General features: G+C 50.0%; 2 protein-coding genes. Both read left to right on the top strand.

Features of this window, described 5'->3' with window-relative positions:
* Positions 1–15 precede the first annotated feature (15 nt).
* Entirely contained in the window at positions 16–1,677 is a 1,662-nt protein-coding gene (locus B2M23_RS02150) for an FAD-dependent oxidoreductase (protein WP_038351107.1), read from the top strand.
* A gap of 329 nt (positions 1,678–2,006) precedes the next feature.
* Positions 2,007–14,906, top strand: coding sequence for a SpaA isopeptide-forming pilin-related protein (locus tag B2M23_RS02145; protein WP_146209141.1), 12,900 nt, complete (start codon positions 2,007–2,009; stop codon positions 14,904–14,906).
* Positions 14,907–15,055 lie beyond the last annotated feature (149 nt).

Below are 15,055 nucleotides of genomic sequence, written 5' to 3'. Positions count from 1 at the left end.
AAGCAGGAGGGCGCCATGGATAAGATTTATGACTTGATTATTATCGGCGGCGGTTCCGCCGGACTCTCGGCTGGTATCTATGCTGCCCGGGCCATGCTCGATACGCTGATCATTGAGAAAAACCAGCCGGGCGGCCAGGCTGTGAATACCGCGGAGGTAGTTAACTATCCCGGTATCCGCCACACCACCGGCCCTAAGCTCATGGATGAAATGCACAAGCACGCCATGGATTTCGGCGCGGAATTTACTGTAGCTGAGATCGAGGGGGTGGACCTTGACGGGGAAGTAAAGGCACTGCATACCAGCCGCGGCACTTACAGAAGCCGCGCGGTCATCATCGCCACAGGCGCCTCCCCGCGCAAGATCGGCTTTGCCGGTGAGCAGGAATATACCGGACGCGGCATTGCCTACTGCGCGACCTGTGACGGCGAGTTTTTCAGCGGCCTTGACATCTTTGTGCTGGGCGGCGGCTTTGCCGCAGCCGAGGAGGCTGTGTTCCTGACCCGCTACGGCAGAAGCGTGACCATTGTGGTGCGCGAGGATGATTTTACCTGCGCCCAGATGGTGGCGGACAAGGTCCGGGAACATCCGGGCATTGAGGTGTGGTACAACACAGAGGTGAAAGAAGTTTCCGGCGACGATTTTCTGAAAAAGGTAGAATTTTTCAATAATAAGACCGGCGCTGCCTTTACCTATGAGAGCAAGGACGGCAAGCCTTTTGGCATGTTTGTGTTCGCGGGCTATGAGCCGGCCACCCAGATTTTTAAGGGCCGGGTGGACATCGACGCTGAGGGCTATATCCTCACAAATGACCGCATGGAAACCAATGTCCCCGGCGTTTACGCCGCGGGTGACCTGAGGCCAAAGGAGCTGCGCCAGATTGTCACGGCAGTGGCCGACGGCGCCATCGCGGCCACCGCGGCGGAAAAATACGTGGCGGCTGAGCGGGAACGCCTGGGCCTGGCAGCGCCTGAGCCGAAGGCAGCCAAAACTCCGGCAGAGCCGGAGACGGAAGCGCCACAGGGCGGCGAAGACGGCTTTATCCCGGCGGCCATGAAGGGCCAGCTCAAGGAAATCTTCAGCAAGCTCGAACGCACTGCGCGGGTGGTGACCATCATCGACCCGGCTGTGCCAAAGACCTTGGAAATGCAGGGTTTCTTAGAGGAAGTGGCAGCGCTTAACGACCATATCCAGGTGGAGGCCTATAGAAAAGGCGAGAAGCCTGAGCTGGAAGCCGCCATGCACCTCGACAACCTGCCGGTGGTAGCCCTGTTTGATCCAGAGGGACAGTATTCCGGCGTCAAATTTACCGGTATCCCCGGCGGCCATGAAATGAATTCCTTTGTTCTGGCGGTTTATAACTTCGCCGGACCGGGCCAGGCAGTGGACGAGGCCCTTGCCAAGCGGATTGCGGCCATCGACCATCCAGTTAATGCCCAGATCTGTATCTCCCTGTCCTGTCATTTCTGCCCCGATGTGGTGGCGGCCTGCCAACGCATCGCTCTACTGAACCCGAACATTCAGGCGGAAATGATCGACACGGCCCTTTTCCCAGAGCTGAAGGAAGAATACAAGCTCATGAGCGTACCTGCCATGATCCTCAATAAACGGGATGTGGTCTTCGGCGCAAAGAAAATGAGCGAGATTGTCGAAATTTTTGAAAAACTAAATCATTAAATCCTCCGTAAAAGGCGGCCTTCGGGCCGTCTTTTTTTATTGTAAAAAATTTTTGGCTCGACGGTTTTACACTGTTTGCCGCTGCCAGAAACCGGGGCTTGAGTGAAGCCACAGTGCACGAGCACATCCGTTGTATTTTGAGACAGTATGGTGGTGAATGGGAAAGCTGAAAGTATCTGAATTTTAAACGCGCAACTTCAGTAATAAAACAACAGAAATGGTAAAAAAAGTGAAAAGGAATTTCGAGTTTGATAGACTTATTATAAAGGTAATCAATAGTGGCGAATTGGCGCTTGCCACAAATATAAAGAAATAAAAAGGTAGGAAAAATGAGAGAGAAGAGTAAAAAAACCGTAAGGAGAAGACTTCTGTCCCTCCTTCTGGTTTTCTGCATGACATTCCAGATGATTTCGTACAGTCCGGGGAACGTGGTGCGGGCTGAAGGGGAGGAAGAACCCGTGGCCGCATCCGAAGGACCAAGCACAATAAAAGCGGCCCTGTTCAGCGGCGGCGTATCTGCCAACGCGGACAAGACAACCGGCAGTACCGATGCCGCCTTTAAATCGGCCATCATGCGGTTTATAGCAAAAGACTACGCGAAAGAAGAACCTGTCAGCTTTGCGTTCGATTTGAGGCTGGAGGACAGTTTTTTAGGCGATTGCTGGGGACAGCTTAAAGATCAAGATCTAATAGACGCTGAAGAAAAGCTTGAAACGGCCCAGTCCGCCAGTGGCGATGACGCTAAAAAGGAAGCGTATGCTGCTCTTAATGCTTTTTTGAAAGGTAATGGTGGCAGCGCAAAAGTCAACAGCGCTATTTTTTCCTATAACTTTGGAAATCAGTTTAAAGAAAACGGTGAAGTGTTTGGTGTCACGCATGAGGTTACAGGAACCGTCGCAGGTCTTGAAAACATGCCCATTGGCAGCTATGTCCTCACACGGGACGCAGACACAGGCGAAGTGAAGGTCACCTTCACCTTCGAGCCCTACCTTTGCGGGATGTCTAATGTAAAGGGTGGCTTTAATCTTGAGCTCAACCTGGCAGACAGCCTTTTTGACAATAGTGATACCGCACACGTAGGCTGGGATGGCGAAAAAAATGAGCTGGTCATTAAAGGGAATCTGGATAAAACAGAAACACCTGCCAGAGATAACCAAATCACAATGACCAAAATGGCCGTCAAAGCAGATGGTAGTGAAATTTCTAATACAGATGACCTGTACATTGATTATAAAATAAATATTGACGTAACAGGCGGTGAACCTATCAACGGGCTGACGCTGGAAGATCGTCTGCCCAAGGGATTGACTGTGGAAAGCGTCAAGTTGGATGGGAAAGCTTTGGCCCTTGCAGCCGATGGTGGATCAGGGGACTACACCGTCACCCCGGACGAAGCCACAGGACTCAACGTCCTGCACTATACCTTTCCGGAAACCCCTGCGAATGTTCGCAAGGCTGAGTTTGCGATCCGGGCCGCACTCACCAACGACTATTATGCCCAGTATCTGAATGACAACAAGATCAATACGACTTTTGCGAATAAAGCCAGCCTGAGAGGCCGCGATAATGCACTCCAGAAAGAATCTGGTGAAACTAACACCACCATGAATACCAGCTTTTTTACAAAAGAGGGAAAACAAAACGAGCTGAACGGGAATCTTTTTGATTGGATTATTACCGTTAACACCCATTTTTCCGAGTTTGTGGATGCCTGGATCGTGGATAAAATCGATAATACAGCACATAATTATATTGCAAGCGGAGACAACTGCGGCCTGATCTTTGAAGTCACGCGTGACGGAATAACAACAACAGAAACAATGGACATTAAGCAGGTAACGGATGATTCTGTCTTGAAAAACTATTCCTACGCCGATCTGACCAACGAGGCCCTGCGCAATGTGGACCAGGTGCTCAACAACCGTCTCAAGCAGCTTTCCGATAACAATACAAAGGCCATTTTATACACGAAAGACGGGGAAGATATCCTTATTTTCCCATTTGAAAAATTTACCAACGCTAAGGTGAAAATCTTTTATACAACACAGTTAAAAAACAACGCGAATGCCGATCTCAGCAACGAGGTTAAATTTCTGTTCAGACGATTGACCTACGGTGGCCCTGGCCCAGGCACCGACTTGGATTTTAACATCGATATCGGAAAAGAAGTCGGAAAAACCTACAGCCCAGTACAGAAGGAAGCCATCGGAGATATTAACTGGGACAGCCGTACCCAGGGCTGGCGTTTCAAAATCAACCATTACCAAGAAGAAATAGCAGACCTGACCATCACCGAAAGCATCGCGGACAGCGGTTTTACCGAGGAAGTCCTGGATACATATAAGCCTACCTATAATTATTATGAGGGCGGCGTAAAAAAGCAGGAAGGTAAGGAAGTACCAAAAGCACAATCTGGCGTGACACCTGCGCCAGCTGCACCCTATTACGAAATAAAAGGCGACAGTGTCGTTTTTCATTTCGGAAAAGTTGCGAAGAACCAATACTATGATCTCTACATCACCACCGATGTCACCAGCCAGCTGGCAGTCAGCAGTCCAAACCTCGCAGTTAAAAATACCGCGAAATATAACGTGGACGGTACGTCAGGTAGTGACGTTGAGGTTCCGGCAGAAAAAACCGTGGAAAATACCATGGTCAAGAAAGCATGTGTTGAGCCTTATTATGATCAAAACGGCGGCCAGACCAGCCTGCATTGGCAGGTAGAAGTCAATCCCCGCCATCTGCCCATCACAAACGGCAATCTTCTGGATATTCTGCCAGACGCCAATATGCACGGCGCGTTGACAGGGATCACACGCTATGCGTATCAAGATGGTAAAGAAACCGAGGGCAAAGCGACAAAGGGTTTAGACGGCACTTGGAGCTTTGGCGATACCAGCGGTATTACCATAACAGAAAGCGACGCGTCCAAAACAAAAACGGGCACATCTTACGGCACTCTCTCCAAAGATGAAATGACCTTTACTTTTGCGAATCAGGCTGAGGATACTGCCCGTTACGTTTTTAAGTATACTTCAGCTCCGGGTACATTGTCCGGCGATACAGCATTCCTGAACATGCTTTTATCTAAAAATGGTGAAAATATCGATGATGAGGGCATTAAGAATGAAGTCCGGCTCAGCGGGTATGTTGGTAAGCTCAACAGCAATAAAATAACAGATGACGGTACTCGTGAGTACGCCGCCGCCACTGCGCCAGCCATTGTCGGCAATACCGCTCTGGCTAAAAATGGGTCGTTCGATCCAGATAAAGGCACCATCACCTGGAACATCACCCTCAATGAAGGGCTGGTCGATATGACCGGTAAGCTGGTAGATGACCGGTTTGAAGACAATCAGCTGCTTCAGATGCTGATTGAAGATGAGCATAACCCAACGAAGTCGGTTAAGGTAACCGCGTATAGCAGCGTTCAAGATATGAACGCTGGGAAAAACGGCCAGGACGTGACAGCCGTGGATGACTTTACAGAATGCGACGATCTGGGCTTTATCTACAAAGTGCCCGACAAAGATACGGTTAAAAATAAAATCCTGGTCTTCACCTTTGAAACCTACATCACCGCTGACGCTGCGGCAGCCGACGTCTCTAACACTGTAAAGCTGAAAACCGATGATGACAGTAAAGTCATCGAGGAAGTAAACTCCGGCGCAGACGGTCTGGAAGACTATTTCATCGACGACTACGGCTCTGCCTGGCCAAACCCATACATCAAGGCCGCCAAAAAGAGCGTGAGCGAAAATAATAATGGCCAGCATCCCCTGAACCTGGCGGATGCGGAATTTACCCTGACGAAATATAAGCTTAATACGACGAGTAACAAATGGGAACAGGACGGTGATGCTAAAACACGCACCGGCCTGGCCACCGGCGTCAGCAGCTTTTTGAACCTGCAGCGCGGTGTGCTGTACAAGCTGGAAGAAACAAAAGCCCCGGCAGGCTACGGCATCGACGACACAGGTAAGACACACTACTTTATGTTTACTGAAAAATCAGGGCTTGCAGCCCTGTTCAGTGCCGGGATGACAACGGAAAATGCAACGTTAAGTGACGATACATCCGTTGATTATGATAAATTCACCACGATCCTCAACACCTATTCTTACGAATATACCGACACCCCAGCCGGAAAAATCCAGTTCCAGAAGCTGGGCGATGATGATAAGGGCCTTAATGACGTATCCTTCAGCCTGAAGCGCACCACCGACGGCCTGCTGAAACAAAAAGAAGCGGTTAAAAGCGCCAAGGTTAGTAGTGTAGACGGCGTCGTCACCTTTGATCAAGTTGACCCCGGCGAATATGACATTGTTGAAATGAAGGATAATATGCCAGGAGGCTATCCTATGACTCAGGGCGTGGTCATGAAGGTTAAGGTAGAGCCTGACAAAACTAAAGATAATGCGTGTAGTGTCACCTACTACAATATGCAGGGAAAAGACATCACCCCCACAGACAATACCTTGCCCACCGTTAAAAACACCCTGCTGCGGACAAACGTCAAATTCAGGAAAACCGACCAGAACGGCAACGCGCTGAAAGATGTTAAGTTTACACTGGCAAATAGTGGCAATGATGCCGCAGATAAGAATCAAACAGCGTTATATAAAGACTATCAAACCGACGCCAACGGCCAGATCAGCATCGACAACCTGTCCTGCGGGACTTACACCCTGACAGAAAATACGGGTAGTGTCACAAATATTAAAGATTCTGACAAAAAAGTAGTCATCACATTCATGGTTGAACGTGATAACGCCACCGGCGGCAGTAAAGTGGCCGTTGATAACAAAGATGCCCAAAACAGCGGCGGCAGCTACGATCTCGGCACCTACACCAACAATCTGAAATACGGCTACGTCAATCTGAATAAAAAGAGCCATGAAACAATACCGAGTACAACCGACCAGGCGTTAGCAGGCGCAGAGTTCGCTATCTATGAAAAAACAGACAATAATGAGCCAGCGGCAGGCGCGAAGCCATTACTGACTCTTAAAACAGATAAAAACGGCCAATTGCCACAGCCAACAGGTCAAGATGCAGCAGCCGGTCTGTACACCGACAAGGACGGCAAAACCAAGAAAGCCCTGATCTATGGGGACTACTGGATTAAAGAAGTGAAAACCGCCGACAGCCACGCTGTGGACGGGAAAGCCGTTGCGTTTGAAATTAACAGTTCAGGCGGCGCGGACGCAGCAGAAACTAATACCACCGCGTGGATCAGTAAAGCTGAAACAGGCGATCCCACAGTCGCCTATAGTGGAACAACTAATGACAGCAGTACTTATCTCAACAACCTCGTCCGCGGAGCGGTCAGTATTAAGAAAACCGGCGTGGGCACAGGCGCCAGTGGGCTTTCCAGCGCAGAGTTTGAGGTGAGAGACGGCAATACTTTAGTTGCAACTCTGAAACAAACGGGTAATGCTGGCGAATATAAATTAGCCAATACAAAAAATGGCGCATCGTCGACAGAGATCAACGCTAAAAAGACAATCATTGGTCTTGCTGCTCCGGTTGATTATCTAAAGGCTAACAATAGCGGAGCTTTAGAACTCCTGGCCGGCACCTACAAAATCTATGAAACCAAAGCGCCAAACGGCTACAATACCCCAGGGACAGGCACAGCAATAACCACCGTAACCATTGATACAGAAGGAAAAGTTAAATATAACGGTAATACTGATGTTCCAACCATCACAAACGTCCCGTTAACCGCCAGCCTCCAGATCAATAAAACCGACGATAAAGGTGATATGCTTGACGGCATTGCCTTTAAGCTGACATCAACAAGTCAAACGCTGAGAAATACATTTAATGAGCAGACGATAACAACCAATGGCGGTACAGCCGAATTTACAGGCCTGCATATCGGCGAATACACTCTGACCGAAACCTTACCCGCCAATTCCGGCTATAAAGCGCCGTCACCTGCCACGTATACCGTGAAGGTAGAGCAGCCGACACAAGGAGAAAATAAACTCAAAGTAACGGTAACGGAAAGCACAGGCACAACAGATGCAAATCGTACAGCGGGAATAAAAGATCAAACAGGCGAAATACGCAGTTTGGAAAGCACCGTGGATAACAACGGGACAGCCACTGTTAATATCTATAATACCCCTATCACCGGCCCCATCGAATTCACCAAAAAAGACAAAGACGGCAGAATTCTGAAGGGCATTAAGTTTGAATTGTGGCGTAAAATTAACGATGGTTACGACACAGCTAAAGTAGCTGAAGCGACTTCAGACCAAGATGGTAAAGTTACTTTTACCGACATCCCCTACGCCAACTATGAACTTCGCGAGGTAGGCGGCGCAGACGGCGTAAAAGTAAAGAATATTGCCGTTGACAAATCTAATTTGACGGTAACCGGCACAAGTCCCAACGAGTCCTTTGTCTATAATACGGACAATGACACGAACACGATTGATGTCATTAAAAATACCCTGAACCAAGCCAGCATCAAGCTGACCAAGCAGGATCAAAACGGCGCCCCCTTAGATGGTGTTGAATTTAACGTCCAACGTAAAGGGACAGCGGATGAAAACAGCAATACCAGCTTTGTCTTAAACCCATCCGGTACAGACTACACAGACTATAAAGACGGCGCTGGAAACTTCGTCACAGCGACAAGTGATGCTAACGGTATCCTGACCATAGCTGGTCTCGTCTATGGCGATTACCAGCTTGTGGAATCCAACACGGCCAATCTGGCAGACACGAGTAAAAATATACCCGTTACATTCAGCGTAGACAAAGATGGCGCAGTGACGAATGTAAAAGTATACGGCGAAGCTCGGGGTACCACAGGAACAAGCCCGTACAACATCGGCGAAGTCAGGAACACCTTAAGATACGGCTACGTCAACCTTCTGAAAAAGAACGACGAAGGCCGGGTATTGTCAGGCACGCAATTTGATATTTATAAGAAAAACGCGGGTGACAGTAGTGTTTTTGTCAAAACAGTGACAACAAACAGTGACGGCAAAATTGATCAGTCGGAATGCGGCACATCATTAATTTATGGTGACTATATCATCAAGGAAAAAGCGGTTGCCAGTGAACTGAGCAGCTATTATACCCTCGATACAACGGAATATGCTTTCACCATTGGTGACGCTACCGGACACCTGGGTACCGCCTGGATTTCCCTGGGAAGTAACGATGATAACGTCATTTACACAAAAGCTGACGCAGGTGAAACTGCACCCACCGACCTGAAACCCATCATCAACACCGCCAAACGCCAGCCCATTGCGTTGACAAAGACCGGCGTAGGTGGCGCAGCGCTGAGCGGCGCAGTCTTCGCGGTCTACGATGGTGAGACCCTTGTGGCAGAGCTGGAGCAAGATACAGGTGATACCTACGATACGTTAGTAACAAACAATCTGACTTTTGACGGCTCGGTTACAGAAAATAAAACCATCCAAGTCGGTGGAAAAGACATTACAATCCCATATATCAAATACAACAAACTGCTGGCAGGCACCTACACCATCAAAGAGGTGAAACAGCCGGACGGCTATGTACTGCCAGACAACGGGAAGAGTGTAGAGATCACAGTAGGCAACGGGGATACCGCAGCTACTGGAAATCTAACCAATGACCAAACCAGCTTCAGCGTAGAAAAACTCAGCAATGAAGTGGTTACAGGTGATTCAAAAGTACTATCCGGTGCAAGCCTGAAAATCTGTAAAGACAATAATGGTGAGCCAAGTGAAGATACTGGCTTTAGTAGCTGGATAAGCGGCGATACGCCTTACGCCGTAACCGGCCTTCCCGCCGGCACCTACTGGCTTTTGGAAACCGCAGCGCCAGATGGCTATCAGGTAGCTGCTCCCATTCAGTTTACTTTGTCCAATGACAATAAACTTTATTCTGGCGATAAGGCCGAGGGAACACAGCTTACAGACAACAAGCTCACCATGACTGACATTCGTGTCTACGGTCAGGCCAAGCTGACAAAAACGGTGACAGGTGCAACGGAAACATTATCCGGCGTGCCCTTCAAACTGTACAAACGTGCAGGGGTTACACCCAATCCGGAAACAGATAAGCTGATTGCCGAAAACCTGACAACCGGTGCTGACGGCGTCATTGACACCACCAAGCTTAGCAGTGTTACCAATGATGAAACTGAGAAAGCGTTAAGCGCAGGTCTCTGGACAGGCCATTACTACTTCTTAGAACAGACGAGCGACAGCCTGTATTTTGACACTGCAAAAAACTTGGTGGAATTTGAAATTAAACCAGAAAATCATTACACGGCAGAAAAGAACAACCCTGTATCGGTTGACATGTCCAACGACAAGTTCAAGACCGACATCCTTTTTACAAAATACGACACCACGGAAGTCAAAGGTATTGCAGGTGTAAGCTTTACCCTGAAACGCTCAAGCAGCCATGATGGCAATTATGACGAAACAGTGAATGCGGATATCAAAACAGGCGCCGATGGCACAGCAACCTTGTCGCTTGACAAAAAAGGCCAGTACAAACTGGAAGAAACAGTGACGCCTACAGGTTATGACAGCGCTACAAAATTTGTCGGCACCTTTGAAATCACTGACGATAATTATAATAAGCCTGTAGATCTCAATCAGAAAGCAAACTGGACAAGTGTAACGGATGAAAGCTTCACCGACGGCATTGGCATCGCCAACGACCGCCTCCCTGGCTCCATGACCATCACCAAGGTGGACGCGAGCAAAAATACAAAACTCAACGGCGCGGCCTTTACCCTGTATCAGGTGGCAGAAGATAAAAATGAAACAGCAGTTTTGAATGGCGTCACAGGAAACACATACACATACACTGCGGACAATCCAGATCCTGCTTCGGAAGAAACAAATGAGGAAGGCAAGCTCATCATCACCAGCCTGCCCTGGGGCAGTTATAAACTGGTAGAAACAACCCCGCCGGACGGCTATATCATCAGCAGCGAACCGCTTGAATTTGACATCAAAGCCGATCATCTGGAATACGGCGCAGTAGAAGAAGCCGCAACCATCGGAAACACCCAGAGCACCTTCACCCTCAATAAGGCAGACGCCACTGGCGATAAATTTGTCAATGGCGCAGCCTTCCAACTGACGGATGACAGCGACAATAACAAGGTTATCTGGGCAACACCAGATAATACAACGTCTGCCAGCACATGGTCAAACATCACCGGAAAGCTTGTCGCAGGCAAGACCTACACCCTCACCGAGACCAAAGCCCCGGCTGGCTATGAAAAAGCCGCCCCAGTTAAGATCAAGATGGACAACACGGGCGTTATCACGGTCACAGAAGGTGGAGATCACGCAAGTGTAACAAACAAATCAACCGTCACCGTAAAAGACCAGCCCATCGAAATCGGCCTTGAGAAAATTGACGCCGAAAGTAACGAGAAACTAGAAGGTGCGGTATTCAAAGTGACCGGAACCTTTGCCGATAAAGCGATAACTGAAATTGAAGACACACCAGCAAATCTCACAGAAACGCTGTCTGGACAGTTGATCGCCGGCGAAACCTACACCCTGACCGAAACCACCGCGCCCAAAGGCTATGAGCTGGCTGAACCCATCAACTTTATTGTGGATGACGCGGGCAAGATAGCCCTTAAAGACAGCCCGACTCACGCGGCGCTTGATAATAACAATGAAACCATCGTCCTGAAAAACGCGCAGAGTGAAATCTTCATCCAGAAGACCGACGCGGATGGCAAGGCCATTGGCGGCGGCGCGGAATTCAGCCTGACCGGCGCTTTCGCGGATGGAGAAACAGTAAAAACCATCAAGACAGAAGACAGTCAGCCTTACAGTCTCAAAGGCCTGCTGACAGCAGGACAGACCTACACACTCAGTGAAATCCGTGCGGCGGATGGCTACAAGCTGGAAACCCGCCCGGTAGAGATCACCATGTCCACCGCTGGAACCATCAGCGTGGCAGCGGGTACAGATAAATCACTGGCAGAAGTAACGATTGATGGCCTGACACTGAATTTTAAAGACCAGCCCATCACCCTGAGCTTACAGAAAACCGACGCCAACAATGAAAATAAACCGCTTAAAGGCGCGAAATTTGAGCTGACCGGTGATCTGGCAGACGGAAGCAAAACATACATCATTGATTTGACACAGAAAGACAGGCTGGGCATCTCCGCTCTGCTCATTGCCAGCACAGGCACAGAAAAGCATGAGTACACCTTGACCGAAACCACCGCGCCGGAAGGCTACCAGCTTCAGCAAACGCCGGTAAAATTCACAGTGGACAAGGACGGTAAGGTGACCATCACTAATATTGACGCAGTCAAAGGATTTGCGGCCTTGTCGGAAGACAAGCTGAGCCTGTCCTTTGCCAATACCCTGAAACAGGGTGACATCACCTTTACCAAATATGGTACTAATGATGAAAATGATTTGAACGCCAAGGCAAAGCTATCCGGCGCAGTCTTCGGACTGTATACGGATGCCGAGACTAAAATACCAGTCAAAGACGCCACAGACAAGGCAGTCACCGCGACCAGCGGGGAAGACGGCAACGTGACCTTCAAGGACATCTACGTGGGTACTTACTACATCAAGGAAAGCGCCGCTCCGGATGACTACACAGCAGACAGCACAATCTATCAGGCTGTGATTGACAACAAGGGAAATTGCGACGGGCTGCACACTGTTGCGGGAATCGAGGTATCGAATAATGCACTCAGCGAAATCACCAATCAAGCAGTTCGCGGAAAAATAAGCATTGCGAAAACCGATTCCTTTGACGGTAAAGCCATCGAGGGCATCGAATTTGCACTGACGAAAAAGGATAAAACCGGTAAAGACATCACGGTAAAAACCGGCAAGACCGATAAAGACGGCAAGCTGGTGTTCAGCAATCTGCTGATGGATACCGAATATCGTATTTATGAAACACAAACCCATAGCGGCTACGTTTTAAGCACAGTGGCACAAAATATCACGCTGAAAACAGATGAAACTGAAAAGGCCGTCGCCTTTACCAATGCCCCTACCGAGCTGAGCTTCAAGAAGGTTGACACCACCGGCGCAGGGCTGCCCGACGCAGAATTTACTCTGTACGACGGCGGTGCAGAAGTGGCAAAGGCCGTCTCTGACAAGGACGGTATGGTCACCTTCCTGTATCTGGAAAAGGGCAAGACCTATACCCTCAAAGAAACCAAACGTCCGGGAGACGATTATCTCTTAAGCACCACCGAATTTAAAGCCGTGGTGGATAAAGACGGAACCTGTACGTTAAAAAATAATGATGAGACCGTCACTGAAGTCGTGAACACCGACGCGGGTGTGATCACCCTGAACAAAACCGGTGAAGACAGCAAGCCGCTGGCAGGCACGACCTTTGAACTGAAGAACGATGCGGGCGAGGTCATCCAGACCCAGATCACTGGCGCTGACGGAAAACTGGTATTCGCCGATGTGCCCATGGGCAACTACACCGTCGTGGAAACCGCAGCCCCCGATCCTTACGCAGTATCGGAGGATGTGACCAAAGTCACCCTGAGTCGCGGCGCAAGCCAGAAGGTAAGCGTCAGCCGGGTGAATGCCCTGTCTCAGGTGGTCTTCCACAAGCGCGGCATCATCACCGAGGGCTGTGCGGGCGATCTGCAGCACGCGCCGCTTGAAGGCGCTGTCTACGGCCTGTACGAAGATCCCGAATGTGCAACAGAACCGGCATACACTGCCACCAGCGGCAATCCCGCCGATGGCTGCAAGGTCATCTTTACCGGCGTTGCACGGGGGACCTGGTATGTCAAGGAAATAACAGCACCACAGCATTACATGCTGGATACGACAGTCTACAAGGCCGTCGTGGACAGCAATGGACATTTTGACGGACTGGCCAACCTGGACGATACAAAGGTAGCGGATAACCACGTCGTGGACGCGGCTGTCACCACCGATATTGTCCTGAAAAAGGTCAATGAGCAGAAGCCAGATGAAGTGCTGCCGGGCTCCACCTACGGTTTATTCAAAAAAGCAGCCAAAGCGTCGCCAGCACAGGCACGATCTTTCAGCTTCTTCGGCACAGAAAGCGCTGCGGAAACAGAAGACGAGAGTGAATGGCAGCAAATCGCCGAGGCGACAACCGACCAGGACGGCTATCTCCGCTTTGAAGGCGTGCTCATGGGTGTGGAATACTCTATCCGCGAGCTTAAAGCCCCCGAAGGCAGCCATGTATCCGAAAAGCCTGTAAACATCAAATTTGGCGTCAATGAAGCGGGTAAGCCGGTCATTGAGAGCATTGACCTCGGACTGGCAGACCCAAGCGACCCCAACAGCCCGCCGACCGCAACCGTGGATCCTGAGACAGGCGAGATCGTCTGGCTTGAACCATCCATTGTGACAGAAATATCCAAGACAGATATGAACGCAAACCTGTTGGCAGGCGCCAGACTGCGCATTACCGTCAAGGACGGGAGCGGCGCATACGTACCGCTTACCCAGGCAGACGGACAGCCTGCCGAATGGGTATCCGGCGAACAGCCAGAGACCTTTGTCAAACTTATGAAAATAGGGGAAGACTACCGGCTCGAAGAGATCGAAGCGCCTTCAGGCTACAAGCTTGCAGCGCCCGTTGACTTTACTGTCAGGACACCAGAACAGGGTGTCGGCCCAGGGGAAAATCTTACAGAGCAGGTAGTTCTGAAAAATGAACTCACCGCTCTCTCCATCAGCAAAACCACCATCAACAGCACCGACGAACTGCCAGGCGCAGTCCTGACCGTCTACAAAGCCGCTGAGGATGGCAGCATTGCCCGGGACGAGGCCGGAAACGAAATCGTGGCTCAGACCATCACCGGCGAAAGCCTGAGATGGACCTCTGGCACCGAGATGAAAAAAATTGAGGGATTGCCGGCAGGCACCTATGTCCTGCGGGAAATCACCGCGCCCGACGGCTATGAGGTGGCAGAGGAAATCGCCTTTACCCTGATGCCCGACGGCACCGTAATGACAGGCGGCAAAGCCTGCGAGGGCAACATTGTCCGCATGCAGGATAAGCCAGCGGCCGAAACCGGAACACCTGGTGTACAAGACAAGCCACAGACAGCAGCACCCAATAATCCGGATGTAAACAGCGGCGCAGCCACCGGCATTGCCGGCTCAGTCAGCCCAGCTGCTTTCTGGGGTGTACTGGCACTGCTCAGTGTCGCGGCACTCCTGGTCTGCAGCATTGTCGTCTGGAGAAGAAAACGTTGGTAAGACAGCGAAGCAAACAAATAAAAACAAGGGAAGCAGTGTATGCCTCCCTTGTTTTTTTGAAAAATTCTGGAAAAAAGGTGCGAATACCTGTCCTCCGTCAGCTATCCGCAGAGGGCAGTAAAACGCCCCCCGGATACGCTTATCCAGGG

Source organism: Eubacterium limosum (assembly GCF_000807675.2).
GTDB classification, from domain to species: Bacteria; Bacillota; Clostridia; order Eubacteriales; family Eubacteriaceae; genus Eubacterium; species Eubacterium limosum.
The sequence above is the reverse complement of the archived record's forward strand: the minus strand, read 5'-3'. Positions and strand labels throughout refer to the sequence as shown.

Excerpts from the sequence above, each read along its gene's own strand:
- B2M23_RS02145 (WP_146209141.1), top strand. The coding sequence starts at position 2,007 with ATGAGAGAGAAGAGTAAAAAAACCGTAAGGAGAAGACTTCTGTCCCTC.
- B2M23_RS02150 (WP_038351107.1), top strand. The coding sequence starts at position 16 with ATGGATAAGATTTATGACTTGATTATTATCGGCGGCGGTTCCGCCGGA.